We start from the raw sequence: 265 nt of genomic DNA, 5'->3' as shown, positions 1-265 counted from the left end.
CCCCGATAGGAAATCAGGCGGCCGGGAGCCGGCCCGCCTCCACCGTGGCCAGTGCGGCGGTCGCCCCGCCCAGGGCGGTCGCGGCGGAGCCGAGGGTGCTCGCCTCCAGCCGGCAGCCGCCCTCGGCCGGCGCCAGCGTACGGGCGGCGAGCTCGGCGCGGGCGGCCGGCAGCAGCCACTCCGCGAGGGCCGCGAAGTGCCCGCCGACCACCACCACCCGCGGGTCGAGCAGGTTGGCCAGGACGGAGACGCCGTGGCCGAGCTG

The 265-nt window shown here is 79.6% G+C and carries 1 pseudogene; it reads right to left on the bottom strand.

The features are described from left to right. Positions 1–13: 13 nt before the first annotated feature. Positions 14–265: pseudogene (locus tag LQ51_RS34130) on the bottom strand (sugar kinase); the annotation flags it as partial.

Source organism: Micromonospora sp. HK10 (assembly GCF_000982955.1).
Classification (GTDB): Bacteria; Actinomycetota; Actinomycetes; order Mycobacteriales; family Micromonosporaceae; genus Micromonospora.
This window is presented reverse-complemented; position numbering and strand designations above follow the sequence as displayed.